The sequence below is a fragment of the Sorangium sp. So ce394 genome, assembly GCF_051474665.1.
GTDB classification, from domain to species: domain Bacteria; phylum Myxococcota_A; class Polyangia; order Polyangiales; family Polyangiaceae; genus Sorangium; species Sorangium cellulosum_D.
In genome coordinates this window covers 6028928-6054712 of the sequence record NZ_CP150339.1, presented here as the reverse complement: position 1 = coordinate 6054712, position 25785 = coordinate 6028928, and the positions used below count along the sequence as shown (strand labels likewise).

General features: G+C 73.0%; 22 protein-coding genes. 9 read left to right on the top strand and 13 right to left on the bottom strand.

Translation table 11 applies throughout. The features are described from left to right. Positions 1 to 30: 30 nt before the first annotated feature. The 10 genes from WMF33_RS22095 to WMF33_RS22050 all read right to left on the bottom strand — a co-directional run bounded on the left by WMF33_RS22095 (position 31) and on the right by WMF33_RS22050 (position 9925). Positions 31 to 735, bottom strand: coding sequence for a hypothetical protein (locus WMF33_RS22095; protein WP_061629335.1), 705 nt, complete (start codon positions 733 to 735; stop codon positions 31 to 33). Positions 736 to 1039: 304 nt separating this feature from the next. Next, positions 1040 to 2413, bottom strand: coding sequence for a 3-deoxy-7-phosphoheptulonate synthase class II (locus WMF33_RS22090; protein ID WP_061629334.1), 1374 nt, complete (start codon positions 2411 to 2413; stop codon positions 1040 to 1042). Positions 2414 to 2485: 72 nt separating this feature from the next. After that, positions 2486 to 3469: a hypothetical protein gene (locus tag WMF33_RS22085; protein ID WP_437338993.1), complete on the bottom strand. Its 984-nt coding sequence runs from the start codon at positions 3467 to 3469 to the stop codon at positions 2486 to 2488. A 67-nt stretch (positions 3470 to 3536) separates the two neighbouring features. Beyond that, positions 3537 to 5210 carry a serine/threonine-protein kinase gene (locus WMF33_RS22080; protein ID WP_437338992.1) on the bottom strand — a complete coding sequence of 558 codons (1674 nt, stop codon included), beginning with the start codon at positions 5208 to 5210 and terminating at the stop codon, positions 3537 to 3539. 420 nt (positions 5211 to 5630) lie between these two features. Beyond that, positions 5631 to 6665: an RNA polymerase sigma factor gene (locus WMF33_RS22075; RefSeq protein WP_437338991.1), complete on the bottom strand. Its 1035-nt coding sequence runs from the start codon at positions 6663 to 6665 to the stop codon at positions 5631 to 5633. Further along, positions 6662 to 7084, bottom strand: coding sequence for a hypothetical protein (locus tag WMF33_RS22070; protein ID WP_437338990.1), 423 nt, complete (start codon positions 7082 to 7084; stop codon positions 6662 to 6664). The genes WMF33_RS22075 and WMF33_RS22070 overlap by 4 nt, the downstream gene beginning before the upstream one ends. A gap of 174 nt (positions 7085 to 7258) precedes the next feature. Beyond that, on the bottom strand, positions 7259 to 7576 hold the full coding sequence (locus WMF33_RS22065) for a PEGA domain-containing protein (RefSeq protein WP_437338989.1): 318 nt from the start codon (positions 7574 to 7576) through the stop codon (positions 7259 to 7261). A gap of 2 nt (positions 7577 to 7578) precedes the next feature. Next, positions 7579 to 9153 (bottom strand): glutamine-hydrolyzing GMP synthase, encoded by a 1575-nt coding sequence (guaA, locus tag WMF33_RS22060; protein ID WP_437338988.1) that lies wholly within the window; start codon positions 9151 to 9153, stop codon positions 7579 to 7581. A gap of 116 nt (positions 9154 to 9269) precedes the next feature. Next, positions 9270 to 9563, bottom strand: a complete 294-nt coding sequence (locus WMF33_RS22055) for a hypothetical protein (RefSeq protein ID WP_437338987.1) — start codon at positions 9561 to 9563, stop codon at positions 9270 to 9272. Next, positions 9560 to 9925, bottom strand: coding sequence for a hypothetical protein (locus WMF33_RS22050; protein ID WP_437338986.1), 366 nt, complete (start codon positions 9923 to 9925; stop codon positions 9560 to 9562). Before WMF33_RS22050 ends, WMF33_RS22055 begins: the two co-directional genes overlap by 4 nt. A gap of 70 nt (positions 9926 to 9995) precedes the next feature. Between WMF33_RS22050 and WMF33_RS22045 the strand changes: the two genes are divergently transcribed. From WMF33_RS22045 to WMF33_RS22025, 5 genes are all read left to right on the top strand, one after another. After that, complete coding sequence (locus WMF33_RS22045; protein WP_437338985.1) at positions 9996 to 11276, top strand: glutamate-5-semialdehyde dehydrogenase; 1281 nt, start codon at positions 9996 to 9998, stop codon at positions 11274 to 11276. Between the two features lie 59 nt (positions 11277 to 11335). Then, positions 11336 to 12226 carry a ribosome silencing factor gene (gene rsfS / locus WMF33_RS22040; RefSeq protein ID WP_437338984.1) on the top strand — a complete coding sequence of 297 codons (891 nt, stop codon included), beginning with the start codon at positions 11336 to 11338 and terminating at the stop codon, positions 12224 to 12226. An 8-nt stretch (positions 12227 to 12234) separates the two neighbouring features. Further along, positions 12235 to 12672, top strand: a complete 438-nt coding sequence (locus tag WMF33_RS22035; RefSeq protein ID WP_020736363.1) for a 23S rRNA (pseudouridine(1915)-N(3))-methyltransferase RlmH — start codon at positions 12235 to 12237, stop codon at positions 12670 to 12672. A gap of 294 nt (positions 12673 to 12966) precedes the next feature. After that, complete coding sequence (locus WMF33_RS22030; protein ID WP_437338983.1) at positions 12967 to 13506, top strand: TetR/AcrR family transcriptional regulator; 540 nt, start codon at positions 12967 to 12969, stop codon at positions 13504 to 13506. Between the two features lie 5 nt (positions 13507 to 13511). Continuing rightward, positions 13512 to 14288 carry a class I SAM-dependent methyltransferase gene (locus WMF33_RS22025; RefSeq protein WP_437338982.1) on the top strand — a complete coding sequence of 259 codons (777 nt, stop codon included), beginning with the start codon at positions 13512 to 13514 and terminating at the stop codon, positions 14286 to 14288. 24 nt (positions 14289 to 14312) lie between these two features. Here WMF33_RS22025 and WMF33_RS22020 read toward each other — a convergent pair whose 3' ends face one another. Next, complete coding sequence (locus WMF33_RS22020) at positions 14313 to 15266, bottom strand: SDR family oxidoreductase (RefSeq protein ID WP_437338981.1); 954 nt, start codon at positions 15264 to 15266, stop codon at positions 14313 to 14315. Positions 15267 to 15472: 206 nt separating this feature from the next. Here WMF33_RS22020 and WMF33_RS22015 point away from each other — a divergent pair, with 206 nt between their 5' ends. Continuing rightward, complete coding sequence (locus tag WMF33_RS22015) at positions 15473 to 16525, top strand: helix-turn-helix transcriptional regulator (protein WP_437338980.1); 1053 nt, start codon at positions 15473 to 15475, stop codon at positions 16523 to 16525. A gap of 154 nt (positions 16526 to 16679) precedes the next feature. On the opposite strand, the gene WMF33_RS22010 is transcribed toward WMF33_RS22015, so the two are convergent. Further along, a complete protein-coding gene (locus tag WMF33_RS22010) occupies positions 16680 to 19829 on the bottom strand; it encodes a DNRLRE domain-containing protein (protein WP_437338979.1) in 3150 nt (1049 codons plus the stop codon). A 706-nt stretch (positions 19830 to 20535) separates the two neighbouring features. On the opposite strand from WMF33_RS22010, the gene WMF33_RS22005 reads away from it, so the two are divergent. The 3 genes from WMF33_RS22005 (at position 20536) to WMF33_RS21995 (ending at position 25158) form a co-directional block, all read left to right on the top strand. Further along, positions 20536 to 22938 carry an SUMF1/EgtB/PvdO family nonheme iron enzyme gene (locus WMF33_RS22005; protein ID WP_437338978.1) on the top strand — a complete coding sequence of 801 codons (2403 nt, stop codon included), beginning with the start codon at positions 20536 to 20538 and terminating at the stop codon, positions 22936 to 22938. Positions 22939 to 23085: 147 nt separating this feature from the next. Then, entirely contained in the window at positions 23086 to 23886 is an 801-nt protein-coding gene (locus WMF33_RS22000; protein WP_437338977.1) for a nucleotidyltransferase domain-containing protein, read from the top strand. A gap of 603 nt (positions 23887 to 24489) precedes the next feature. Next, a complete protein-coding gene (locus WMF33_RS21995; protein ID WP_437338976.1) occupies positions 24490 to 25158 on the top strand; it encodes a hypothetical protein in 669 nt (222 codons plus the stop codon). Between the two features lie 97 nt (positions 25159 to 25255). Here the strand turns inward: WMF33_RS21995 and WMF33_RS21990 are convergent, their stop codons facing one another. Beyond that, positions 25256 to 25771: a hypothetical protein gene (locus tag WMF33_RS21990; RefSeq protein WP_437338975.1), complete on the bottom strand. Its 516-nt coding sequence runs from the start codon at positions 25769 to 25771 to the stop codon at positions 25256 to 25258. Positions 25772 to 25785: the final 14 nt, after the last annotated feature.

The window sequence follows — 25785 nt, the reverse complement described above, 5'->3', positions numbered from 1 at the left end:
GAGCGCCTCGGGGGTGACTGGCGGGCGGAGCTACAGGGCCTGTCGGTGCGCCGACGCGGCGCACTGGCGCTCGATGACCTTCGCGGCGTAGCGGAGCGTCCGGCGCGTGACCGCCATCATGAGCGGCGCGGTCAGCGCGTCCCAGAAGAACAGCTGCCGCCGCGTCCGCGTGTCGGTCGCGCGGATCCGCACCTCGTACGAGAGCATCGTCCGGCGATGGCCGTGGGGCGTCACGACGTAGCTGCCCGCCGCCTTGACGTACCCCGGGCAGTCGAACGCCTTGAACTCGGCGGCGGACCGCCTGACGTACAGGCTCTCCGCGTTCATCGGGCGCGCGATCGCGCCGACGACGATCTCGGAGCCTTCCTTCTCGGCGAGCCTGATCTGGCCGTAGTCCTCGACGTTCTGGAGCGACACGCGCGCGGGCGCCGGCAGCGGCGCGAGCCGGAGCCTGCGCCGGGCGCGACGCGCCTCGGCCACGCGGAGCGCGAGGAACGCGCGCACCAGCAGCGAGGGGCTCCTCGCGAAGTCCACCCGCTTCAGCGCCGCGTACGTCGCCTCCGGCGTCGCCATCACGACGATTTGCTCGTTCACGACGATGTCCGCCACCGGCAGGAAAGACTCGATGAGCGTCGGGCAGGCGGCGGAGCGCTGCTGTCCCTCGAACGAGCTCTCCGTCGTGGCCTGTCCCTCTCCCTGTCGGCTCTCACCCTGTTCTGTCGAGATGTTCTGCATGGCGAGCTACCCCCTGCGCGAGTTCATTGGGGCAGCCGCGACGGATCGCCAGCAGGCGTCTCCTGCTCCTGGTGAGGGGCGCTCGGAGCACGCGAGACGGCGGAAATACCGCGAGAGCGGCTGAGGCCACGGCGGGAATCACGGCAAATGCTCTGTGCTCTCGATGAAAGGAAGAAAAACAGCCAAGGCGCCGAGGGCGCCAAGAGAGCTCAGATTGCCTCTCTTGGCGTCCTTGGCCGCCTTGGCGGTTCATCTCTCATCGCCCGATTCTCGCCCGAGCGCCGCCCCGGGGCGGAGCCGGCGCTCAGCCCTTCGAGCGCCGGGAGGACTCCGCCATGCGGTGGGCGATGCGGAACGCCATCTCGAGCGACTGGCGGTAGTTCAGCCTCGGATCGCACAGGCTCGCGTACCGCCGGTCGAGATCGGACTCCGTGAGACCCGCGCCGATGCACTCGGTCACGTCGTCGCCCGTGAGCTCGAAGTGGACGCCGCCGAGGTGGGACCCGAGCGCCTCGTGCACCTCGAAGCTCGCCTCGATCTCGGTGAGGATGTCCTCGAAATTCCGTGTCTTGATCCCGCCGGCCGTCGTCTGCGTGTTGCCGTGCATCGGGTCGGACATCCAGAGGACCTTGCGCCCCGCCGAGCGCACCGCCTCGATGAGTGGCGGGAGCCCCTCGCGCACCCGGCCGGCGCCCATGCGCACGATGAGCACGATCTTGCCCGGCTCGTCCGCCGGGTTCAGCCGGTCGAGGAGGCGGATCACCTCGCCGGGGACCGTCTTCGGGCCGAGCTTGATGCCCACCGGGTTCGCCACCCCGCTGAAGAACTCGACGTGCGCGCCGTCGGGCTGCCGCGTGCGCTCGCCGATCCAGGGCAGGTGGGTCGTCAGGTCGTAGTAGCCGGGGCGGCGCGCGACCTTCCGCGTCTGCGCCGACTCGTAATGCAGGTTGAGCCCCTCGTGGCTCGTGAAGAACTCGACCCGCGACAGCTCCCCGACAGGCACCTCGGCGAGCGCCTCCATGAACCGGAGGGCCTCCCCGACCTGCTCGGTCATCCGCTGGTAACGCTCGCGCAGCTCGCCGGGCAGATCCGCCCGCTCGAGGAAGCTCAGATCCCAGTACTCCGGGTGATGCAGATCGGCGAAGCCGCCCTCCGACAGGGACCGGATGAAATTCAGGGTGAGCGCCGCGTGCTGGTATCCCGCCACCATCAGGCCCGGATCCGGGCGCCGGGCGGCGGCCTCGAAGGGCGCGCGGTTGATGAGATCCCCGAAGTAGCTCGGCAAGCTCACGCCGTCGCGCGTCTCGATCGGGCTGGATCGCGGCTTGGCGTACTGCCCCGCGAAGCGCCCGAGCCGCACGACCGGCCGGCGGGCGCCGTGCACCAGCACGAGCGACATCTGCAGCAGGATCTTCAGCTTGTTCGTGACGATGTTCGGGCTGCAGTCGTCGAGCGTCTCGGCGCAGTCGCCCCCTTGCAGCACGAACCTCCGGCCGACCTGCGCCTGGGCCAGATGGCCTTTGAGCCGCTCGACCTCCCACGAGGTCACGAGCGGCGGCAGCGCACGGAGCTTGTCGACGGCCGCGTCGACGGCCGCGGCATCGTCGTACGGCATGGGCGCCGCGTTGGGACGTTCACGCCATGAATCTGGCGACCAAGGTTGAGCAGGAACGGACATGAGTTGAGCCCTGATATGGCAAGGCTCCCACCCGCGCAACCCTCGGTCAACGCGATCGGCGCGCGCGGGCGATCATCGGCTCTCGGGCGCGTCGGCCGCCCCGGGCGACGGCCCGACGCGCGCCTCGATCGCCTGGATGGCCGCCTTGATCTCCTTCGCGATCGAGGCGCACGGCGCCGCGCAGCGGCTCATCCCCAGGAAGCCGCACCCCTTGCTCTTGCTGGAGACGAGCGGCGTGAGGACGTCGATCGCGCGCCGATCGCCGTCGGCCGTCGCGCGCCCCAGGAGCGCCTGCCGCGCCTTGCAGGAGGGGGCGGCGCGGAGCTCGTGCGCGACGCGCAGCGCGGGCGTCGCCCGCGCGAGGACCGCGGCCTCGGCGAGCCGCTTCGCGGCGCGCTCCTTCAGCGCAGCGCTGCCGATCGAGAGCTCGTAGAGGAGATCGGCCCCGTGGCTCCCCATGCCGGTCGCCATCAGGTCGAGCGCGGCCGACGCGGCCTCGGGAGGGCCGCCGGCGGCGCTCGAGACGACGCGCTTCACGTCGTCGTCCGCAGCCGCGCCCGGATCGAGCTCCAAGAGCCGCTTCGCCGCCGCGAGCGCGGCGGCGTGGTACGGGGGCGGGAGCGCGTGGCGCAGCATGAGCGCCCGGAAGATCGACGGATCCTTGGGGTAGCGCGCGGCGAGCGCCTCGAGCTGGAGCACGCCGCCCGCGGTCGCGGCGGCGAGCTCGTCGGCGGGGACCGCGTCGCTCGGCCGCGGGGCCGCCGGACGCCGGGGCGCGGAGCCCGCGGGCCCCGCGCGCTCGGCGCTCACCGCAGCCTCGATCTGGGCGAGCGAGCCGTCGTCGCGCAGCAGGGCGGCGCCGAGCACGACGGCCACGACGGCGGCCGCGCCGGCGACCAGCCATCGCGCCGCGGCGGGCGCCCGCGTGAGCAGGGCGGCGCGGCCGGCCGGGGCGCCGCCGCCCGCGGTGAGGACGGTGGTCGTCCCCGGGAGCGAGCCCGGTCGATCGGGGGGGCTGCCCTGGCTGGCGCTGGTCCCGGAGGCCTGCGGCGGCATGCCCCGCTCCCCTAACACAGGCGCTGGCTGCGGCCCATGGGCGGCGTCGCGCGGCCGGGCCGCGGGCTCATCGCCGCTCGGCTCGCCACTGGAACAGCGCGGCCGCGAGCGCGGCGCCGACGCTGATCAGGAAGAGCAGCGCGTCCCAGACCGGCCACGCGATGCCGACGGCGCGCTGCAGGAACACGCCCTCCAGCAGCCGGACGAGCAGCGACGCCACCCCGTAGGCCACGAGGGCGAGCACGACGGGCGTCGTGAGCCGCGGCGCGAGCGCGCTCAGCTTCGTGTCGTCCCGCCAGATGTGGCGGAAGACGTAGAAGCCGCCGAGCAGCCCCACGCCGAACAGGGCGCACAGGACCCCGAGCGTGAGCAGCGTGGCGCCCTGGCCCGACAGCGCGGCGCTGTCGCCCCGCGCCGCGCGCGCGAGGCCGGCGAGGCAGCTGACGAGCCCCGCGCCGAGCCACCCGAGGCCGAGGCTCGCCGAGAGGAAGACCATCTGCCGCGTCAGGTACGCCTCGGAGGTGGCCGACTTGGGCAGGCCGAAGGCGTGCGAGAGCGCGTAGGGCCTGCCGAGCGTCACGGACGGGCGCCCGAGCGACGCGCTGGGCGGCTGCGCGGGCAGGGGCGCCTCCTCGAACGGCGCGAGCGCGCTGGCGAGCTCACCCATCGAGGCGTAGCGGCCCTCCTTTTCCTTCGCCATGGCGCGCTGGACGATGAGCTCCAGGTCCGGCGGGATGTCCGGGTTCACCGTCCGCGGCGCCGGCGGCTCCTCGGTCATGACGGCGAGCAGCATCGCCGTCGGGTCGCTGCGCTCGAAGGGGCGCTGCCCGGTGAGCGCGTGGTAGAGGACCGCGCCGATGGCATAGATGTCGGCCCGCGCGTCGATCTCGTCCCCCTTGGCTTGCTCCGGGGCCATGTAGGCCGGCGTTCCGAGGATCATGCCGGTCCGCGTGAGCCCGGACGGTGCGGAGGTCTTCGAGATGCCGAAATCGAGGACCTTGACGGTGGGGCACGCCGGGTCGCCCGTGAGGAAGATGTTCTCCGGCTTGATGTCCCGGTGCACGACGCCCGCGGCGTGCGCGGCCGCGATGCCGTCGCAGACCTCGCGCGCGATCCGCACCGCGGTGCCGACCGGCAGACGGCCCCCGGACGCCGCGAGGAGCTCGCCGAGCCCCTGGCCGTCCAGGTACTCGGCGATGATGCACGGCCGGCCGTCGCTCAGCCGGTTCACGTCGAAGATCTCGACGATGTGCGGGTTCCGGACCGACGCCGCCGCCTCCGCCTCGCGCTGGAACCGCGCGAGGATGGTGGGTTGCTGGGCGAGCTCGGGGTGGAGCGTCTTCAGGGCGAAGCGCTTGCCCGGGATGCGGGTGTGGTGCGTCTCGTAGACGCGGCCCATGCCGCCTTCTCCGAGGAGGCGGACGATGCGGTACGCCCCGGCCACCGTGGTGCCGACCAGCGGATCCGCCTCGACCGGCGGCTCGCCCGGCTCGCCCGGCGCGGGCGGGGCGGGGGGACGGACCGTATCGGCGGTCGCGTAGTGCGCCGCCGCAGCGGGTCCCATGGGGACGTTGTGCGGCCGGACCGTCACCGGGGCGACGTCGTGCGCCGCCTCGCTTCCCCCCGGGGGGGGAGGCGGCCGGACCGTCTCCGCGGTCGTGGATGGGGACGCGGCTGCGGCGGCCTGGGCCTGCGCGGCGCGGACGGCGGCCAGGGCGGCTTGCCGCTCCGTGTCGCTCATGACGCGGGTCGGGCCCTCGCCCTCCTCAGGAGGCGACGGCGGCGCGCTGCCAGCAGCGCGGGACGCGGGTACGGCAGGGCTGCCCGAGCGACCGGGCGAAAAGCTCGAATCCGACACGCTCAGGGCCTCGCTCCCATGGATCCGGGTCGATCCTCGCCGGAGGCGGGGACCGACGATTCGTCGCCAACGCGCGGGCGAACACCGCGAGGCGACGCTACCACGGATCGCGCCGCGCGAGGGCGCCGACCTACCGAACCGCGATCGGTATGCGATGTCGAGGCGTTCGCGCGGCCGGTCCGGTTATCGCCGCACGGTGGTCGGATGGTCAGCCCGCGGGCTGCTCAACCGGGGCCGGCTTCTGCTTGGCGGCCTTGCGCTGCTCCGCGTCGAGGAGACCGATCCGCGCCTTCTGGCAGCGCTTCAGGCGCTTCTTCTTGAGCGGGGTGGCGAGCCATTCGTGACGCAGACGGACATTCCACTTCGGGGTATTGGCCATGATCTTAGGACTTTCTCTGCGAGGGGGGCGGAGACTACACAAACGTGCGGGAGCGTCAAGCTGACAGTGCGGTCGCCCGCTTCACATTTGTTGCGCTCGGATTGTTGCGCTCGCCGCGCGGCGGGCGAGGTGGCTTTGTTGCGCTCGCCGCGATGCGGCGAGGTGAGGACGGCGGGCGCGTCGGCAGCGCCCTCGCACATCGCGATCCGGTGCTGGAGACGGAGCCAGAGCGCGCCCGCGTCGGCCGCGGGGACGGTCGGGAACACGGCCGCGGCGCGGAGCAAGGACGCGGCCGCGGCGTGGAGGGGGCGCTCCGACGCGGTGAGGGCGCGCAGGGCGCTTCGGCGCTCGGACGACTGGCGCGCGACCGCGGCGCGGAAGTCCTCGCGGGCGAGGCGCAGGCGGGAGCGGACCGTGTTCTCCTTGAGCTCGAGCTCGCGGGCGATGTCCGCGACCGCCACGCCGAGCAGCTCGTACATCACGAGGATCACGCGTCGCTCGGGCGCGACCTTCCGGAGCAGCGCCGTCACGATCTCCGCGCGGTCGTCGCTCGCGAGCGATTGTTCCGGCGTCGGCGTCGGATCGCGCCCGTCGAACGGCCAGGACGCGCCGGCCCCGGACGGGATCTCGCGGCGCCGGTGAGCGCGCGCGTGGTAGTGGCTCATCTTCCGCCACGCGATGCCGAACAGCCACCGCTGCAGCGCCGCCTCGGGCGTGATGCGCAGGGGCGGCGGCCCGTCCGTGGGGAGGCCGTGGGGAGGCGCGCCGTGGTAACGCCACGGTTCGTAGCCGGGCAGGGCTCGGTGGGCCGCGAGGAAGATCTCTTGGAGCATGTCGTCGACGTCGTTCGTCTCGACGCCGAGCCAGCGGAGCGCGCGGTGCAGGAACGGCAGGCCCACGGCGTAGACCGTCTCGAACGACGGGCGCGCCGGCGGGGAAGGCGGCGAGAGCGACGTCATCCTGCCCCCCGCACCTGCGGGAAATCCGCGCCGGCGTAGGTGGGGTACGGGCGCGGCGCGGGCCGGCCGGCGGGCAGATCGGACGCCGGGGGCGGGCGCTGCCAGCGCTCGAGCGGCTCGAGCTCGACGAGCATGTCGAGGGAGGTCCGCAGCGAGAGGCGGAAGTCCTCGTCCTCGGCCGCTCGAGCGCCGTGGAAGGCGACATAGAAGAGCACGGTGCCGAGCTGCGTCGCCCGCGGATCTCCCCGGCGCTGCAGGAAGCGATCGGCGAGATCGCACAGGGCGTGGAACAGGCGACCTCCGGGGCGATGACTCCCGGGACCGCACACCTCGAGGGTGGCGCGCCGGCGGGCGCGCCGGGCCATGTTCTGCGTGGAAGGCGCGCGCGACAGCGCCTTCGGACGGGTCCGATTCGGCATGTTCCTGTCCACCGTAAGCTTGAGGTTGAGGGCGAATGCGCGCTGCGCGCATCCATCTCCCAGGATTACGGAGAGCGCCTGGAGATGATTTCGTCCTGCGCCGTCGCGCGCCTGCGCGGCGGTGACGAGGCGACGGCGGCGCGATGGAGCGAGCGGCGTCTGCCCGGCGAGGCGTCAGTCCGGCACGGGCGTGAGCTGCACCTGAAGATGGATCGGCGCGTCGCCGCTCTTCGCCTCGACGAGCCGATCCCAGGCGAAGTAGCCGGCCTTCTCCACGGTGATGCGGTGCGCGCCGGGCGGCAGCGCGACGCCGCGGGCGGCGACGTACGCGAGCGCGCCGATGTACTGGTCGTCGATCGTGACCGACGCGTCGGGCACGTTGCCCTTCATCCGCAGCGAGACCGTGGCCGGGGTCCGCGCGACGCACGACGAGAGCCCGAGCAGGAGGAGCGCCAGCGCGGCGCGGGGCCGCCTCGCGTTGCCGCCGGCCATCGTCACTCCCACTCGATGGTCGAGGGGGGCTTCGACGACACGTCGAGCACCACGCGGTTCACGCCGCGCACCTCGTTGATGATGCGCGAGCTCACCCGCGCGATGAGGTCGTAGGGCAGCCGCGCCCAGTCGGCGGTCATGCCGTCGGTCGAGTGCACCGCGCGGAGCGCGATCGCCTCGTCGTAGGTGCGCTCGTCGCCCATCACGCCCACCGAGCGGACCGGGAGGAGCACGCAGAAGCTCTGCCAGAGCGACTCGTAGAGCCCGGCGGCGCGGATCTCCTGGTCGAAGATCGTGTCGGCCGCCCTGAGCACGCGGAGCTTCTCCGGCGTCACCTCGCCGAGGCACCGCACCGCGAGCCCCGGGCCGGGGAACGGCTGGCGGTAGAGGATCTCCCGCGGCATGCCGAGCGCCTCGCCGGCGGCGCGCACCTCGTCCTTGAAGAGCTCCCGCAGCGGCTCGATGAGGCCGAGGTTCATCCGCTCGGGCAGGCCGCCGACGTTGTGGTGGCTCTTGATGACGGCGCTCGGCCCCTTGAACGAGACGCTCTCGATCACGTCGGGGTAGAGCGTGCCCTGGACGAGCCACTTCGCGCCCTCGACGCGCTTCGCCTCCTCCTCGAACACCTCGATGAAGAGGCGGCCGATCACCTTGCGCTTCTGCTCGGGATCCACGACGCCGCGCAGCCCCTCGAGGAAGCGCGCCGACGCGTCGACGGCGTCGAGGTTCATGTGGAAGTGGTCGCGGAACGTCCGCTCGACGGTCTCGGCCTCGCCCTCGCGCAGGAGGCCGTTGTCGACGAAGATGCACGTCAGCCGGTCGCCGAGGGCGCGCTGGCAGAGGACCGCGGCGACCGAGGAGTCGACGCCGCCCGAGAGGCCGAGGATGACGCGGTCGTGCGGGCCGGCCTTCTCGCGGACCGCGGCGATCGCCTCCTCCACGAACGACGCGGGCGTCCACGTCGGGGAGAGGCCGGCGACGTCGAAGAGGAACGCCTGGAGGATCTCCTTGCCGCGCGGGGTGTGGACGACCTCGGGGTGGAACTGGAGGCCGTAGAGCTTGTCGCGCTCGCGGGCGACGGCGCAGAGCGGGCTGCCGGGCGTGGTGCCGAGCGCGACGAACCCCTCCGGCATCGCCGTGAGGCGATCGCCGTGGCTCATCCAGACGTCGATGGAGTCGCCCTCGACGAAGCGGGAGAAGATGCCGGTCGGGCGATCGATCCGCACCGTGGCGGGGCCGTACTCGCCCCCCGTGTGCGCGCGCTCGACCTTGCCGCCGAGGTGGTGCGCCATGAGCTGGAGGCCGTAGCAGATGCCCAGCGTCGGGACGCCGAGCTCCAGCACCTCGCGGGAGCAGTGCGGCGCGTTGTCGCCGTACACGCTGGCGGGGCCGCCGGAGAGGATGAGCGCGCGCGGGGCGAGCCGGCGCAGCTCGGCGATCGGCACGTCGAAGCGGTGGATCTCGCAGTAGACGCCCGACTCGCGCACGCGCCTGGCGATGAGCTGCGTGTACTGAGAGCCGAAATCGAGGATGACGACGAAGTCCCGACGGGGTGAGAGCATGGCTGCCGCTAGCATGGCGGGGCTGGATCCGCCAGCGTCGGACGGGCCGGGGCGCAGGCGAGGCGCGCGCCGCGCAGGCGTCATGGCTGCGCTGGCGTCATGGCCGCGCTGGCGTCACGGCCGCGCAGGCGTCATGGCTGCGTGGGCGGCGGCGGCGGCGCGCCCGTCGGCGGAGCGCCCGTCGGCGGCGCGCCCGGCGACGGGGCGAGCAGCGGCGCGCCTGGCGTCGCCGCCGGCTCGTCCGGCGAGGCCGGCGCCGCGGGCGCGTCGCCCACGCCGCCGTCGTACGCGCGCGGGCGCTCGTACTCGGGCGGCGGGCCGGCCGGGAGCGGCTTCGGGGAGGACGAGGAGCACGCCGCGGCGAGGAGCGCGGCGAGGGCCGCAGCGACCGCGGCGACCTGAGAGGCGTTGTGAGGGCGTGTCATAGCTCGACTCCGCTGCCGCTCCCCCCGGCGTTCACGGGAGGAACGGGATGCGGCGGCAACTCGGGAGGACCCAACGGATCGGGCGGTATCTGGAGCGTCTCCGGATCGCCGAACGGCGAGGAGGGGACGGAGGGCGCCGGCGGCGCCTCGAGCGGCGCCCCGCGCGCGTTCGGCGCCGCGCGCGGGATGCCCGTGCTCGGCGGGGCGGGCGCGTCCTCGGCGGCGTCCGCGCCGCCGCACGCCGCGGGCGCGACCGCCGCGAGGAGCGCCCCCGCGAGGAGCGCCGCCCGCCGCGCAGGGCGGGCCGGGCGGGAGCGGGGTGCGAACGACGCCTGGCTCGAGCTTCGGAGATCGCCGGACACGGCCGGTACGCTAGCACGGAGGCGCAGGAGAACGGTTGGCCCGCGCAGGGAGGCGAGCTAGGTTCCCGCTGTGGAACAGAGCAACGTCGATCTCGAGGGCACGCTGCGCGCCCTCTGCCTGCGCGCCCGGGCGGCTGCCCGGGCCCTCGCCCCCCTGGACCGGGCCCAGAAGGACCGCGCGCTGCGCGCGATCGCCGAGCGGCTGCGCGCCGAGGCCGGCGAGGGCAAGCGCTCCGCCGTGCTGGCCGCGAACGCCGAGGACGTGGCCGCGGCGCGCGCCGCCGGCGTCTCCGAGGCGCTCGTCGACCGGCTCGTACTCGACGAGGCGCGGCTCGCGTCGATCGCCGGCGCGGTGCTCGAGGTCGCCGCCGCGGGCGATCCGGTCGGGCAGGTCATCGGGATGGAGCGGCGGCCGAACGGGCTCCTCGTCGGGCAGGTGCGCGTCCCGCTCGGCGTGATCGCGATGATCTACGAGTCGCGCCCCAACGTGACGGTCGACGCCGCGGTGCTCTGCCTGAAGAGCGGCAACGCCGCGATCCTCCGCGGCGGCAAGGAGGCGGCGCGATCGAACGCGGCGCTCGGCGCGCTGCTCTCGGACGCGGTGCGCTCGGTCGGGCTCCCGGCGGACGCGGTGCAGATCGTCCCCTCGCTCGACCGCGAGGCCACGCGCCTCCTGCTCGGCATGACCGGCCTCATCGATCTGGCCATCCCGCGCGGCGGCGAGGGGCTCATCCGGTTCGTGGCCGAGAACGCGCGCGTCCCCGTGATCCAGCACTACAAGGGCGTGAACCACCTCTACGCCGACGCGGGCTGTGACATCGACATGGCCCTTCGCCTCGTCGACAACGGCAAGCTCCAGCGCCCCGGCGTCTGCAACGCGCTCGAGTGCCTGCTCGTGCACGAGAGCGTCGCCGCCCCGCTGCTCGCGCGCGTCGCCGCCCTCGCGGAGCGCGGGCTCGAGCTGCGCGGCGACGAGGCCACCTGCGCGCTCGTGCCGTCGGCGCGCAGGGCCTCGGAGGACGACTACGGGCGGGAGTTCCTCGCGCCCATCCTCGCGGTGCGGGTGGTGAGGTCGCTCGACGAGGCGCTCGAGCACATCGGCCGCTACGGGTCGCTGCACACCGAGGTCATCTGCACGCCGCGCTACGATCACGCGCAGCGGTTCGTGCGCGAGGTCGACGCGAGCTGCGTGCTCGTGAACGCGTCGCCCCGGTTCAACGACGGCGGCGAGCTCGGCCTGGGCGCCGAGATCGGCATCTCCACGACGAAGCTCCACGCCTACGGCCCGATGGGGCTCGCGAGCCTGACGGCGCTCAAGTGGATCGCATACGGCGAGGGCCAGACCCGCTGACGCGGGCGAGACGAGGGGCGCCCGGCGACCTCTGGGGCGCAAGAGAAAGCGAGAGAACGTTGGCGACGAAGAAGGACGCAGGCGAAGGGAGCAGCAAGCCGCGGGCGAAGTCGGGATCGAAGGCGAGCGACAGCGCGGAGCCCCGCATTCCGGCGCGGAAGAAGGCGAGCACGGCCAAGGCGGGCGCGGCCGGGCGGGCGTCGTCCGCGGCGAAGACGAAGCGGCCGGCGTCGCCTCGGATCCGCGCCTCGCACGCGGGCGTGGGCGAGGCCGGCGCGAAGAAGACGGCGCGCCGCGCGCTCGGCGGGGGCGACGAGGTCGAGCAGCTGGACCGCCCGGAGCGGCCGATCCCGGCGGATCGGCCGGCGACGCGGGCGCGGCGTCCCGCGCGGGACGAGGGCGACGCGCCGCGGCCTGCGCGGGGCGGCGGCGAGGGCTCGGCCAAGGCGATGCTGCCGCTCGCGGGGCGTTCGCCGGCGCGGAGCAAGGCGCCGCTCGCCGGCCCGAAGCGCGCCGCCGCGCGGCGGAGCGCGCCGCCGCCGGCGCCCGAGCCGTCGGCGCCGGCGCGCGAGCTCGCGCTGACGCTGGCCGCGGCGGGGCTCGACAAGAAGGCGATCGGCGTCGAGATCCTCGAGGTCGTGGGGCGCGTCGACTACGCGGACTACCTCGTGATCATGACCGGCCGCTCCGACCGTCATGTCCACGCGATCGCGACGGGCCTGGAGGAGGCGGTGCGCAAGCAGAAGCTCGCGCCGCTCTCGATGGAGGGCCTCGCCGCGGCGACGTGGGTGTTGATCGATTTCGGCGACGTGGTGGTGCACGTGTTCCAGGAGGAGACGCGCCGCCTGTACGACATCGAGGGGCTCTGGATCGACGCGGGCCGCGTCCCGGTCCCGTCGGAGACCCCGCCGCCCGGGGCGCAGCCCGCCCCGCGGTTCGACCCGAGCTGAGCGCGCCCGTGCGCCTCATCGTCGCCGCCGTCGGGCGCGTGAAGGACAAGCCGCTGCGCGCGGCGATCGACGAGTACCTCGGCCGCGTCCGCCGCTACGTCGCGTGCGACGAGATCGAGATCCCGGACGGCCCGCCGGCGAAGGTCGGGCCGCTGCTCGCGCGCGCGTCGGCGGGGGCCAGCGTCATCGCCATGGAGGTGAACGGCAAGCCGCTCGGCAGCGAGGCGTTCGCGGCCGGGGTGGAGCGGTGGGGCTCGCGCGGCAAGGGGGTGGTCGCGTTCCTGATCGGCGGGGCGGACGGGCTGCCGGCCGACGTGTCCGCCGCGGCCGACGATCGGTGGAGCCTGTCGTCGCTCACGTTCCCGCACCGCCTCGCGCGCCTCGTGCTGATCGAGCAGCTCTACCGCTCGATGACGCTGCTGCGCGGCGAACCATACGCCCACTGACGCCCACCGACGCCCGCTGACGCGCGCGTCACGGCCCCTGCGGGCGCGTGCGCCGCCGGGCACCTTCCGCGCGCGAGCGCCTGCGCGTGCGCTGCACGCCGGTCGCTCGACCTCCGGCCGGTGTCCCTCCGGGCGGCGGTTCGGGCTCGTCGCGTTCCGCCTCGCGCGCGTCTTCGCGCCTCTTCCTTGCTCTGGAGCTTGCGGATCTCCTCGGCCCAGGTCATTGATTGAACGTTCAATCAAATGTCGCCCCGACGCCGGCACCCCCGACCAGAAGACGTCCGTACGCACCTGATGGACGCCGCGCTCCGGGTCTTCGCCCGTCACGGCTACGAGGGCGCCAGCGTGCGCGACATCGCCACCGAGGCGCAGGTCGCCTCGGGGCTGCTGTACCACTACTTCCCTTCCAAGCAGGCGGTGCTTCAGGCCCTGTTCGAGCGGAGCGCGGGGCTCGTCATGGAGGCCTTCGCCCGCGCCGCGGCTGTCCCCGAGCCGCGCGCCCGGCTCGGCGCGCTGGTCGGCGTGAGCGCGCGTCTGGTGCGCGAGCACGAGCAATTCTGGCGGGTGTCGTACGGGGTTCGCTTCCAGCACGCCGTCGTCGCCGGCCTGGCCGAGGGCATCGCCGCCCAGTCAGCCCTTTACCTTCGCCTCTTCACCGCGCTGCTCGCCGAGATCGGACGGCCGGAGCCGGAGCTCGAGGCGCGCCTCCTCTTCGCCGCGCTCGACGGGGTGTTCCAGCACTACGTGCTCGACCCTGCGAGCTACCCGCTCGACGCCGTCATCGAGCGCCTTGTCCACCAGCATGGCGGTGTGCCCGCCAAGGAGCCGTTATGAGCCGCATGCAGCTCGTTGAGCTCGAAGACCTCCCCTGGTTTCCCAGCGTCCTTCGCGACGGGGGCACCGCCTTTCTCAATTTCGCCGAGCGCGCCTCGGGCCATGTGCGGATGCTCGTCGGCCCGCTCGAGCGCGTGCTCGACGCGACCGGCGAGACCCGGCTCGTCGACCTGTGCTCGGGCGGCGGAGGGCCGGCCGCCGCCATCGCCGACGAGCTCGCGAAGCGCGGTCGCGAGGTCACGGTCACGCTCACGGATCTCTACCCCAACCTCCCTGCGTTCGAGCACGCCGCCCGCGGGAGCGGAGGCGCCGTGGTGGGCCGCGCCGCGCCGGTGGACGCGACCGCCGTCCCCGCAGAGCTCACGGGCTTCCGCACCGTCTTCAACGCGTTCCACCACTTTCCCCCCGAGCAGGCGCGGCAGATCCTCGCCGATGCGGTCGCGCAGCGGCAGCCCATCGGCGTCTTCGAGGTCGTGAGCCGCGAGCTCCCCATGCTCCTCGGGCTCCTCTTCACGCCGCTCACGGTCACCGTCTCCATGCCCTTCTGGCGCCCGTTTCGCTGGGCGTGGCTCCTGTGGACGTGGCTCGTCCCGGCGATGCAGGCCTTCGTCCTCTGGGACGGCCTGGTCTCCTGGCTGCGCATCTACAGCGTGGAGGAGCTGCGGGCGCTTGTCGCGCAGATCGACGCGCCCGACTGGGTCTGGGATATCGGCACGATCAAGCTCGGGGACGCGCCGCTCCACGGGACCTACCTCGTGGGCTACCCCAAGCCGCGCGCCTGATCCGCGGCGCGCCGCGCGCGCCGGTCACTCCTTGGGCCAGTCGGGCGCCGCGAGGTCCATCGGGCCGTTGAACCACCACGCGTACGCGGCCTCGTCGGCCTTCTTGCACTCGCCGAACGTCTTCGCGAAGTACTCGCCCCAGTGCGGCGTCCGGCCGTCGACGTCGGTGAAGCCGTACTCCCTGGCGAGATCCCAGGAGCTGAAGACGCGGCCGGACTTCGCCGCGACGTTCGGGTCGGCGGCGAGCGCCGCGATCGCGCGGCCCACGTAAAACGGGGTCTCGGACTCGATGAAGTGCGGGTCCTTGGCGGTCGCGTCCCGCCAGTTCTCCTCGGTCACGCCGAAGCCGTCGAGCATCGCCTCCGAGCGCAGGAAGCCGGGGGTGATCGCGAGCGCCGTCATGGCGGGGTGGCGGCGCAGCTCCCAGGCCATGGCGAAGGCGAGGCGGATGACCGACATCTTCGCGAGGTCGTAGAAGAGGTTGCCCCGGTAGCCGAAGGTGTCGCCGTCGGTGACCTCGACGATGAGGCCGCGGTCGCGCTCGAGCATGAGCGGCACCGCGTGGCGGCTCGTGATGATGTGCGACGTGACGGCCCGCTCGAGCAGGAGCTTCCCCTTGGCCAGGGAGAGCTTCCAGAACGGCTGGCCGAACTCGGTGAGCTCGTCGCCGCCCCAGACGTCGTTGACCAGGACGTCGAGCCGCCCTTGCTCGCGCCGGATCCGGGCGCAGAGCGCCTCGACCTGCTCCTCGACGGTGTGATCGACCTGCACGGCGACGCCGCGCCCCCCGGCCGCGCTCACGCGCTCGGCGGTCTCCTCGATGGTCTCGGGGCGCTGCCCCGTGGCGGGCCGGCCGCGGACGCTGCGGCCGGTGCAGTAGACCGTCGCGCCGGCCTCGCCGAGCGAGCACGCGATGGCGCGCCCCGCGCCGCGCGTGGCGCCGGCGACGAGGGCGACCTGTCCTTCAAGCGGTCTCATTCGCTGTCTCCTCCTTGCGCGCCGGAGCTCGCGGCGGCGCTGGGTGGATGCGCGCGGCGCCGCGGCTCCGGTCATCCGGGGACGCTACGGGACGATTCCTGACACCTCCTGTCATGAATTGCGCGTAGGCTGATCGCCGGCTCGGACGGGAATCGGACGGCAATCGGACGGGCGTGGAGCCGCCCGGGAGCCACGGAGGGTCAGTCATGCGCGCGGATCGGCTGCTCAGCTTGCTCTTGCTCCTCCAGCAGGCGAAGAGCCGGCAGCTGACGGCCGAGGACCTCGCGCGCCGCCTGCAGGTCTCGGCGCGGACGATCTACCGGGACCTCGACGCGCTGTCGTCCGCGGGCGTGCCCGTCTACGCGAACCGCGGCCCGAACGGCGGGATCGCGCTGCTGGAGGGGTGGCAGACGAGCCTGACGGGGCTGACGCAGGCCGAGGTGCAGGCGCTCTCCGCGGTGGCGGCGCCGGGCGCCCTCGCGGACATCGGCCTGTCGGCGGCGCTGCAGAGCGGGCTCATCAAGCTGTCGGCGGCGCTGCCGGTGGTGCAGCGGTCGATGGCGGAGCACGCGCGGCAGCGGCTCCACGTCGACGCGTCGGGGTGGTTCCAGGGGAGGGAGGTGGTGCCGCACCTCGAGGTCCTGCGGGAGGGGGTCTGGCAGGATCGCAAGGTGTGGCTCGCGTACCGGGACTTCGACGGGGCGGCGAGCGAGCGGGTGGTGGATCCATACGGGCTCGTGATCAAGGCGGAGCGCTGGTACCTCGTGGCCGGGACGACGGAGCGGGGGCCGAGCGTGTTCCGGGGGGCGCGGGTCGAGGGGGCGCGGCTCCTCGACGAGGGGTTCGCGCGGCCGGAGGGGTTCGACCTGCCTTCGTGCTGGAAGGCGTGGTGCGAGCGGTTCGCGGAGCGCCGGGCGAGCTACGTGGCGACCTTGCGCGTGACCGAGGAGGGGGAGGCGGCGCTCCGGCGGATCCGGCCGAGCGGCGAGCACGAGCGGTGGGGGCAGGGGAAGCGCGGGCGCGACGGGACGAGGACGGTGACGGTCGACTTCGAGCGGGAGTCGATCGCGGTCTCGCAGATCGTGGGGCTGGGCCGGGACGTCGAGGCGGTGGAGCCGGCGGCGCTGCGGGCGCGGATCGAGGGGATCGCGGCGGACCTCCGCGCGGTGTACGGGCCGCGCCGGGCGGCGCGGACGCGCGCGGGTGGCGGCGCGGCGGCGCCGCCGCGGAGGCGGGGAGGCAGGAAGGCGGCGAGGTAGATGCGCGCGGAGGCGGTTCGCGCGCGGGCAGGCGACGAGGGGCGAGGGCGCGTCAGCTCACGGGATGCCGGCGGAGAGGGTCACGGGACGCGGCGTCGGTGCGAGCGCATGACGAGGACGGCGTCTCGCGAAGCGCTCGCGGTCCTGCCCTGGGTTAGTCGACGTCGGGGCACGAATAGCCGATCTCCCAGCCCTGGACTTGAACGCCGCCCGCGCCGTCGCTCGTCGGGTTGAGCTTTACCTGCAGCTCCAGGTAGTCCGCCTGCGCTTCCGGCAGCCCTCCGAGCGCGCCGGCGAGATCGACCGCGCACGGCGGCGTCGAGGTCTCGTCGCACACCTGGGTGTCGGCGGGCGTCGCGTGAGCGGTCGCGGCGAGCGTCACGGGCGCGGCGTCGAGGCCGGCGGGATCGTCGGCCGCGCGCACGAAGAGCTCGACGCTCGAGTCCTCCGGCGTGACGGTCCTGTACGTGAGGTATTCCCACCGGGCCTTGGTCCCTGGCGGGCAGACGCCGTGGTAGCGCTCCCAGCCCGTGGTGATGGGCGTGAGGGCCTCGGCCGCGCACGGGACGACCGCGCGGATCTTCCCCGGGCTAACGTCGAGATCGGCGCACGTCTGTGGGCAGAGCTTGACGCTCGTGTTCGTCGCGTCGGCGAAGTACCAGCCCTGGCCGCAGCTGGCGAGGTCGGCCCGCGGCGTGAGCACGGTCTCGGTGCCGGCGCTGTTCACGTGGACGACCGACACCGACGCGGGATCCGCGACGCCGGCGAGCGGGACCGCCACGTCGCAGGGGAGCGCCTCGCCGCGGATCGAGACGAGCGCGTCGCGGAGGGTCGTCGCCAGCCCCGCGCCAGCGGTGAGGTTGAACGCCCGCCCGCCGCCGCGCGTCGCGATGAGGTTGATGATCTCCGCGTTCGAGTTGCCGAAGCCCACCGCGTGCACGCGGACGCCGTGGTTCTCGTAGGCATTGCGCGCCAGGTTTGCGATGTGGCTCGGGACGGTGTCGCAGTTCGACGGGACGCCGTCGGTCACGAGCACGACCGCGACCTCCTCCTCGGGGTGGGCGTTCTTGTAGTTGATCGCCCAGGTCGTGGCGCCGTTCAGCGCCGGGTACATGGGCGTATCGCCGCTGGCGCCGGGGCCGGGGTTGAGCGCGTTGACGAGCGCGAGCTCCTGCTGATCGAGCGGCGCGGGGGCCGCAGTCAGCCTCCGGGCCGCCGAGCCATCGAAGGGAACGATCGGCAGGGAGCACCCGCTGACAGCGCCGGCCGGGCAGTTGCCGGCGGAGTCGTTGCACGGGCCGGGGTTGTCGTGCGGCCAGAACCGGAGCGCGACGCCGAGCCCCGCCGACGCCGGATCCTCGAAGAACGCCTTGAAGGCGGCGCGCGCCGGGTTCCATCGGGAGTCGCTCACGCTGTCTCCTGACGAGTTCACCACCATGGAAGCCGACCGGTCGAGCGCCACGAACAGGGTGGCCGGCCTGATCATCGAGGCGCTGGCCGTGGCGATGCAGCCCGGCGACTCGCACGTGGCCGATTGCTGATAGATGCTCCCGTTGTTGCCGCACTGGCACTCGGCGATCTGCCCCGGGCCCGGCGGGTTGACGATGAGCTCCATGCCGTCGGCGACGCCCGTGCAGCCGGCCACGCTGACGCACTCGCCCGGGGCGATCGGCTGCGCGGTCGTGCAGGCGAGGGTCCCGCCGGTCGGGCTGCAGGAGTTCAGGACGCGGCTCGGGGCCGAGGAGGGGAGCTGGCCCGCGCCCGCGGGATAGCGATGAATCGCGATGCCCGCGGGCGCCGGCATGGTGCCGCGGTTGCAGACCGGGATCGTCCCGCCGCAGGGCACGCCGACCGTGAGATCCACGCCGCTGCACGCGGGGTTCGTCTGGTTCGGCAGGTAGGACTTGCAGAGGCCCTGTTGCACGCCTGGATCGGTGCCGCACGCGGCGCTGCACTCCTGCTCGGCCAGGGCGACGCACGTCGCGTTCCACGAGTTGGTCGGCGTGGTGCACGTCTTGGGGGCGCACTGGGTCGCGACGAGGTTCCTGCACAAGGGGCCCCATTGCGGCACGCACGCGCCGCCGGTGTACGTGGTCGGCGGGGGGCAAATCATGCTGCTGGGCCGACTGCACCTGCCGCCGGAGAGCAAGGTGCTGCCCATTCCCATGAGCCCCGCGCACTCCGCCGAGCTCGTGGGGTGGATCTCGCAGCAGAGCGGGTTTGTCGCGCAGATGTTGGCGATGCACGGGTCGCCGCAGGTCGTGGTCATGTGGGTCGCGGTGCCGGTCTGGCAGGCGTCATGTCCACAGTCGGCCGGTATCGTCGGCTGGATGCAGCAGCTCGGCCGAGCGTCGCAGACCTTCGCGACGCAGCCGCTGCAGGTCGTCAGCAGGGCGCCGCCGGTGTCGCACGGGTCGTGGGCGCACGCGCCCTGCGCGGGGTGCTCGCAGTACTGGTCGAACTGGCAATCCTCGCTGGTCGTGCACGGCTCGTGCGTGCCCTGCCGCGCGACGGACTCGGGCAGCTCGTTGATGTCCCCGACCGACCACGCGTACGTCGGTCCGCTCCCTTCGAGCTCGACGGGGCTCCCGCCCGGCGGCCCCTCGAACGACTGGCCGCCGCAGGCGGGGCACGCGCCGCCGCAGTCGACGCCCTTCTCGCTGCCGTTCTGGATCCCGTCGTCGCACGTGACGTAGCAGAGCTCGAGCTTCGGCCGCTCCTCGACGACCGACTTCTCGCTGCTGCGGAAATCGGTCCGCTGGACCGGGTCTTCCTCGAGGAGGACGCCGTGATTCGCCGCCTCGCCGCTCGCCCACGCCCGCGCGAGCTCGGTGACGTCGGACGAGCGGAAGCCGGAGCCGCCGCCGGAGGTGAACGACGCGGCGACCGCCGGATCGAACGCCTCGCCGAAGCTCGCCCAGGTCACGGCCGCCTCCTCCCAGGCGCTCGTGGCGCGGTGGACGCGGACCGTGCTGTCGACCGTCTTGAACGTCTGCGAGAGCGACAGGCTCGCCGACACGACCTCGGCGCCCTGGGGCAGGCCGGAGAGATCGAACCGGAGCAGGCTGCGCCGGAGCCCGCCGCCCGCGGTCGTCCCCGTGCTGAGCGTCACGCCCGCGCCATCGTTCCAGCTGGGCGAGCTTTGCCAGAGCACGGCGTCGGCCACGCCCGCCGGCCCAGCGCCGCGCTGGATCGTGGTGCACACCTGTCCCTCGGTCGACAGACCGAGCGCGGCGCGGCCGACGCCCTCGTCGCCGGCGCCGCCGGGATCGGCGCCGCAGCCGGCCGCGAGGGCGCTCGTCACACCGGCGCATAACGTCGTGAATACCTTCCTTTTATTTCTCATAGGCAGAGATTCCCCCTGACACGCTTCGTGGTGAGCCCCGCCGAGCCCCGCCGGATGCGAGGCCGGAGTCTTGGCGCCTCGCCGTCACGACCGCTGGTACGACGCGAGCGCGCGGCGTGAATCGATGAAAAGGCCCAAGACAGATAGCCGCTCATCGTCGCGCGGTGCATTCAGTCGTGTCAAGGCCGCGAAGGAGAAGATCCTGTGTCCCGGACGCGGGGGCGGAGCCGCGCGCCGCCCTTGTCGTCGAGGCGGCCGTCGGTTGAGCTGCCGCCCCCTGGCCGGCCAGACCGCGTGTCGTCGCCGGGCGAATCAGGCACATCGACGAGCGGCCGCCCGCCGGGGAGGCACGGGCAGCTCCAGCCTGTGGGGGCTGCTGCCGCCTTGTGCGCGGCGGGCATGGGGGCCTGAACGCCGCCGGCCCACGCTCGAACGTGGTTCGGAATCGTGCGTCGAGATCATGCGTCGAGAATCATGCGTCGAGAATCATGCGTCGAGATCGTGCGTCGAGATCGTGCGTCGAGACCGAGATCTCCAGCAAGACTGTACGGATTCGGGCGGTCGCGATGGCCTTGACTTCTCGGATATCGTTTGGTCTTCCTATTTGCTTCCCCGAACGATGCACCGCAAAGGCCGACTGGACAGCTGACACCCTCGAGCGATCGTGCTGAAGCCCATCGACGTATTCATTTCCTACGCGCGCAGGGATGAATCCGCTCTTCGGGAGCTCGTGGCGCACCTCGCGCTGCTGCAGCGTCAAGGGGTCCTCCGGGCGTGGCACGACCGGGAGATCGACGCCGGGGCGCACTGGGAGGCGGAGGTGCGCGAGCACCTCGAGGCGGCGCAGCTGATCTTGCTGCTCGTCAGCGCGGATTTCATCGCCTCTCCGTCCTGCTGGGACGTCGAGATGGAGCGCGCGATGGCGCGCCACGCCGCCGGCTCGGCGCGGGTGATCCCGATCCTGCTCCGGGCGTGCGACTGGAAGGGCGCGCCGTTCGGGCACCTCTCGGCGTTGCCCGACAGCGAGCGCCCCATCCAGGGCCGGGCCGATCGCGACGAGGCCTGGACCGACGTGGTGCTCGGCGTCCGCGCCGCCCTCGACAAGAAGAACCCGCGCCAGCACGGCCACAGGCCGAACTACCCGGACCTCGAGACCCGGCGGCTCGCGCAGGAGCTCGAGCGGGCGCGCGGGCGGCTCAGGGCGCTCCAGCTCGCCGGCGTCGACGCGGCCGAGGCGCAGCGCGAGGTCCTGGAGCTCCGGCGGCAGCTGCGCGAGGGGGGGCAGCTCCGCGCCGGAGACCGGCTGGGCCCAGGCGGAAGATACCTGCTCCTCGATCGGGTCGGGCGCGGCGGCTTCGCGAACGTGTGGCGCGCTCGCGACGACGAGCAGGGTCAGGTGGTCGCCATCAAGGTGCTGCATTCGAGCCTCGCGGAGGACCCGATCCGGCGCGAGCGCTTCTTCCGGGGGGCGCAGCGCATGGCGGGGCTCGATCACCCCGGCATCGTGCGGGTCGTCGAGCCGCACGGCGAGGACGGCGGCTTTCACTTCTTCGTCATGGAGTTCGTCAGCGGCGGCGACCTGCACCAGGCGGTCATCGAGCAGCGCCTCCCGGCCGCGCAGGTGATTCCCCTCGTCCTGCGCGTAGGCGACGCCCTCCGCGCCGCGCACGCCAAAGGCCTCGTGCACCGCGACGTGAAGCCGGCGAACATCCTGCTCCAGCCCACGGGCGAGCCGCGGCTCACGGATTTCGACCTCGTCGCGGCCGCGGACACGACCGGCGGGACGCGGACGGGCGCGCTCGGCACCTACGTGTACAGCGCGCCCGAGTCGCTGGATCGCCCTCAGGACGCCGACGCGCGGGCCGACGTGTACGGCCTCGGGATGACCGCGCTCTTCTGCCTCCACGGCGCGCAGCTGCCGGCCGAGGCGGTGCACGACCGCCCCGCGTTCCTGCGGGAGCTCTCGTGCGACAGCACGGTCAAGGCCGTCCTCGAGCAGGCGATCGCCTGGCGGCGCGACAAGCGATACGGCAGCATCGACGACCTCTGCGCGGCGCTGAGCATCGCGAGCCGGCCGCGCGGCTCGGCGCATCCGCGGCGCGGCGCGTCCGAGGCCCCGCCGGCGATGGGGCCGGCGATCTCCGCCACGGCGACGCCGCCGGCCGGGATGCCCGCCGTGGGGTTCGCGGCGGCCACCTCGCCCGCGGGGAGCTCGGCGGCGAGCGCGGCTGCCGCGGTGGACGCGCCCGCGCCTGGCAGGAACGCGCCGAAGATCGAGACGGCCGTGATCGTGAGCGGGCGCTTCTGGATGGGCGCCAGCGACGAGGACGCCTCCGCGGCGGCCCACGAGCGCCCGCAGCGGCAGGTGCTGGTGTCGGCGTTCAGGATGGGCGTGTACCCGGTGACGCAGCGGCTGTACCGCGAGGTGATGGGCACGAACCCCGGTCATCCCGTGGCGGACGATCGCCCCGTGAACAACGTCAGCTGGTGGGACGCCGTCGAGTTCTGCAATCGTCTCTCGGCGCTCCGGGGGTTCGCGCCCGCCTACCAGCTCGACGGAAAGGGCGTGATCTGGAATCGCGAGGCGAACGGCTACCGGCTCCCCACCGAGGCAGAGTGGGAGTACGCGGCGCGCGGCACCGATGGACGGGTGTATCCGTGGGGGAACGAGCCGCCGTCCGACCAGGTCGCCTGGAGCGACGCGCGCATCAAGAGCCCGGTGCTGGCCAAGCGGGCCGGCCCCAGCCCCGTGGGGTACTATCCGAGGGGGGCGTCGCCGTTCGGGATCCTCGATATGGCCGGCAACGTCTGGGAGTGGTGCTGGGATTGGTACGGCGATTATCCGGCCAACGACGGCCCGGTGAGCAATCCTGTCGGGCCGTCCATCGGCCATGGTCGGGTGCTCCGCGGCGGCTCGTGGCGGGTGATCGCGAAGCACCGGCTGCGGGCCACGGCGCGCCACTTCCTGTTCGCGGGCACCCGGGACGTCGACGTCGGCTTCCGCTGCGTCCGCGGCGGGCTGCAGGCCCACACCGCAAAGCCGCCGCTCGGTCAGCCGGCGCGGTGACGGCGGCGGGCGCGGCCGGCGCCCGTCTTGACACGCGGCCGTCCTCCGGCGCTACCGTGCGATCCTCGTCATGGTGAGGAGACACGCGCCGATCACGCCGGCAGCGCCGTTTGCGCGGGGACCGGCCGCCGGGGGGGCACGATCCCGGTGAGCCCCGACGCGCAAGCCGACGCTCTCGCGCGATGCCTCTGGCCGGAGCTGTCGCCGAGGTACGCGAGCGCCCTCCGCGAGGCGATCGGCTTCGTGCTCGAGCGGTTCGAGCCCCTGGCCATCGTGGCGGCCGGATCGATCGTCCGCGGCCACGGGGATCGGTCGAGCGATCTCGATCTCTTCGTGATCCACGGCGCTCCGTACAAGCAGCGGTTGCAGCGCTGGTTCGGGGAGGGCGTCCCCGTGGAGATCTTCGTGAATCCGCCGGCGGCCGTCCGCGAGTACTGGGCCGCCGAGCACCAGCACGCGCGGCCGTCCGCCGCCCACATGATCGCAACCGGCTTTCCGGTCCTCGGGTCTCCGCTCCTCGACGAGCTCAGGGCGGAGGCCGCCGCGTGGCTGGCGAAGCGCTCTGAGCTCACGCCGGATCAGGACGCGTGGGAGCGGTACAGCGCCGCGACGCTCCTCGAAGACGCCGTCGACGTCGCCGAGCGCGACCCGGTCATGGCAACCGCCCTGCTCGCCGAGGCCGTGCTGGCGATCGTCCGATACCACCTCCGTGCGCGCAACGGCGTCCTGCCCCGCACCAAGGAGCTCTTCGCCGAGCTCGATCGGAGCGACCCGGACGTCGCCCGCCGCGCGCGCCGGTTCTTCGAGGCCGCCGCCCTGGAAGATCGGATGAGCGCCGCCCACGCGATCGCCGACGCGTGCATCGGCGCGCGGGGGTTCTTCCCGTGGGAGTCCGAGCGGATCCCGGTGGCGGCGCCCGGCGGCGACGCCGGCCCGGGCCCCGGCTGAAGCGGGTGCGCTGCGCAGGCGCCGAGCTCCGGCGCGCCGGCGGAGCTCAGCCCGGAGAGGTCCATCCACCGGCAGGGCTCGGGCCGCTCGCGACCTCCGCCGAGGCATCTCCCATCAGAGGAATCCCGCGTCGTCGCGCGAATCTCTTCAGATCCACGGTCCTTGGCGCCATCGTCCTGGAGGTCCGCGTTCTCTGCCGCCGAGCCGCCTGCGCGAGCGTCCTTGGGATCCATCCTTCGGTCCAGGCGTGAAGAAGAGAGCGCGAGCCGGTGGGCTCCTTTGGCGGATCTCCGCGGAGAAACAACACTCCATCGAAGCCACCGTGCCCGGCAAAGGCCATGAGCCGACGAACCAGGTGCTCGATGGCTCTCGTCGCGCTCGGCGAAATAGAGCGGCTATGTCCGGCACAGACGCTCATCGTCTGGCATCTTCGCACGAGAACGTCCAAATGGATGGCGCCAACGTCTCTGCTTCATGCCATGATAGGGGAGACATATAGTTGAGGGGGGTCCAGTGATCACGCGTAAAGCTGTCGTGAGTGCGTCGACGTCCGTCGTCCTGGCCTGTGCGCTGTGCGCGTTCTCCGCCGCTTCCCCGATCGCGATGGCCGATGAGCACGGCCCCGCGCTGGCGAGGGGACAGGAGGACTCGAAGCCCAGCCAGACCCATGACATCGAGCGGCTCATCGCCGTCGAACAGCTTCCGGCGCCCGTCTATGCAGCGCTGATGAGCCTCGGGAGCAAACTCAGGATCCTGCAGATAGAGGAGAACATCGACGGGGGCGTCGCGACCTACGAGATCGACGTGCTGATCGGCGAGACCTATTACGAGGTGGAGCTCGACGCCGAGGGCACCATGACCGCCAGCGAGATCGAGGCCTGGATCGTGCCCCTGGCCAGCATCCCCGAGGGCGCGCGCGCGGCGATCGAGGAAGAGGCCGCCAAAGCGACGATCCTGGAGGTGCGCATGGAGATCGAGGAGGACATCGGGGAAGCCGTCTACGAGGCCGACATCCGGCGAGGCAGGCGGACCTACGCGCTCAGGATCGACGGGCGCGGCACGCTGATCGAGCGCGACATCACGATGGATATGCTCCCGCCGGGGGCTTACTGGGCGCTCGTCCTCGCGGCCCGCGGCGGCTGGATCGTGGAGCTCGACGAGGAGCTGCACGACGGCAAGCTCTCCTACGAGGCGAACATCGTGATCGGGGGCGTGGAGTTCGAGATCTCGGTGGACGCCTACGGCAACGTCGTCGAGGTGAATTACCCGTAGGCTCGCGCGCCAGGGACCCCGCCAGGCCCTCGCCGGCCGCCCGAGCGCCGCGCCCCCGCGCGACGCGGCGGAGCTCGCTCGGGCCCCGGTGCGTGGCTCAGGGATCGAAGGCGGCGATGAAGATGTCCGTCGCGCCGGCGGAGACGAGCGGGCCGCCGCCGAGATCGGCCGTGCCGGTCAGCTGGCCTGTCACCGCGATCCACCCGTCGCGGTGGATCGTCAGGTGGCGCGCGAAGGCGCCGGCGAAATCCTGACTCCAGAGCTCCGACGCATCTGGATCGAGCTTCGTGAGGCGAAAGCCCTGGCCTGCCGCCCCGTCGGAGATCTCGACGATGTTGCCGCCCGGATCCAGGGCGAGGCGATGGCCGCGGGGGGCGACCCTGCTCCACAGAGGCTCGCCCGCGGGCGTCAGCTTGGCCACGAACGCCGACCCGGGGGGCAACGGTCCTCCTCCGAGGTCGATCGCCTCCGCGACATGGCCGGAGAAGAGGATGTTGTCCGACGCGTCGATCGCGACGCTGCTGGCGGAGCCGCCGCCCAGCACCGTGGTGTCCTCGCCCTCGAAGATCTTGCTCCAGAGCAGGGCGCCGGCTGCGTCGTGCTTCTTCACCACGATGGCCTGGTCGC

Bases quoted from the DNA above. Each gene is read 5' to 3' on its own strand.
- WMF33_RS21995 (WP_437338976.1), top strand. From the start codon at position 24,490: ATGGCCGATGAGCACGGCCCCGCGCTGGCGAGGGGACAGGAGGACTCG.
- WMF33_RS22055 (WP_437338987.1), bottom strand. From the start codon at position 9,563: ATGACACGCCCTCACAACGCCTCTCAGGTCGCCGCGGTCGCTGCGGCC.
- WMF33_RS22070 (WP_437338990.1), bottom strand. From the start codon at position 7,084: ATGCCGAATCGGACCCGTCCGAAGGCGCTGTCGCGCGCGCCTTCCACG.
- WMF33_RS22095 (WP_061629335.1), bottom strand. From the start codon at position 735: ATGCAGAACATCTCGACAGAACAGGGTGAGAGCCGACAGGGAGAGGGA.
- WMF33_RS22085 (WP_437338993.1), bottom strand. From the start codon at position 3,469: ATGCCGCCGCAGGCCTCCGGGACCAGCGCCAGCCAGGGCAGCCCCCCC.
- WMF33_RS22080 (WP_437338992.1), bottom strand. From the start codon at position 5,210: ATGAGCGACACGGAGCGGCAAGCCGCCCTGGCCGCCGTCCGCGCCGCG.
- WMF33_RS22030 (WP_437338983.1), top strand. From the start codon at position 12,967: ATGGACGCCGCGCTCCGGGTCTTCGCCCGTCACGGCTACGAGGGCGCC.
- WMF33_RS22090 (WP_061629334.1), bottom strand. From the start codon at position 2,413: ATGTCCGTTCCTGCTCAACCTTGGTCGCCAGATTCATGGCGTGAACGT.
- WMF33_RS22025 (WP_437338982.1), top strand. From the start codon at position 13,512: ATGCAGCTCGTTGAGCTCGAAGACCTCCCCTGGTTTCCCAGCGTCCTT.
- WMF33_RS22065 (WP_437338989.1), bottom strand. From the start codon at position 7,576: ATGGCCGGCGGCAACGCGAGGCGGCCCCGCGCCGCGCTGGCGCTCCTC.
- guaA (WP_437338988.1), bottom strand. From the start codon at position 9,153: ATGCTAGCGGCAGCCATGCTCTCACCCCGTCGGGACTTCGTCGTCATC.
- WMF33_RS22075 (WP_437338991.1), bottom strand. From the start codon at position 6,665: ATGACGTCGCTCTCGCCGCCTTCCCCGCCGGCGCGCCCGTCGTTCGAG.
- WMF33_RS22015 (WP_437338980.1), top strand. From the start codon at position 15,473: ATGCGCGCGGATCGGCTGCTCAGCTTGCTCTTGCTCCTCCAGCAGGCG.
- WMF33_RS22020 (WP_437338981.1), bottom strand. From the start codon at position 15,266: ATGAGACCGCTTGAAGGACAGGTCGCCCTCGTCGCCGGCGCCACGCGC.